The 749-nt window shown below is 62.1% G+C and carries 1 protein-coding gene; it reads left to right on the top strand.

From position 1 onward, the window contains the following. Positions 1 to 160: 160 nt before the first annotated feature. Positions 161 to 749 (top strand): sulfite exporter TauE/SafE family protein (locus tag B3187_RS02540; protein WP_286804466.1); only part of this gene is annotated, 589 nt, incomplete at its 3' end.

Raw genomic sequence — 749 nt, 5'->3', positions numbered from 1 at the left:
TGGTTCCTGGACCGGGTGGCCACCCACATTCTCGCCTACGAGGGTGACTCGGAGGTGGTGTTCTTTGAGGGCAACTACACCGAGTACCACGAGGACTTTGTGAAGCGTAAAGGTGAGAATGCGCAGCCGCGGCGGGTGAAGTACAAGCCGTTGAAATAAGATGAACATCAAAGCGCCGCCCAAGCGCCACTTATGGGTCTGGTTTCTCTGGCTGGGGTTGTTTTACACCGCCTGGCTGTTTCTGGTTCAGATGGACGGCCACTGGCAGACGGCGAAGGATCACTGGCCCATGGCCCTGGCCATGGCGATCGGCAGCTATGCGGCGGGCTCCACCCCCATGGGCGGGGGCACTGTCGGCTTTCCGGTGCTGGTGTTGCTGTTCGATATGCCCGCCACGCTCGGCCGGGATTTCAGCTTCGCCGTGCAGTCCATCGGCATGGTGAGCGCCACCATTTTCATCCTGGCGCGCCGCCAGCCACTGGCCTGGTCCATGCTCAAGGGCGCCGTGGTGGGCGGTCTGATTGGCACCCCGATTGGCATCATTTTCTTCGCCCCCCTGATTCCGGACCTGTGGATCAAGGTCACCTTCGCGGTGCTCTGGGGCAGCTTTGGCGTGCTGCACCTGTACCGGATTGGTGAAATTGCGGGCCATGTCGGCATGACCGAGTTCGACGAGCACTGGGATCACCGGGTCGGGTTTGTACTCGGGCTGGTTGCCTGCCTGCTGGCGGTGTCGGTCACCGGGGTGG

The sequence above is a fragment of the Marinimicrobium sp. UBA4209 genome, assembly GCF_002381585.1.
GTDB lineage: Bacteria > Pseudomonadota > Gammaproteobacteria > Pseudomonadales > Cellvibrionaceae > Marinimicrobium > Marinimicrobium koreense.
The sequence above is the reverse complement of the archived record's forward strand: the minus strand, read 5'-3'. Positions and strand labels throughout refer to the sequence as shown.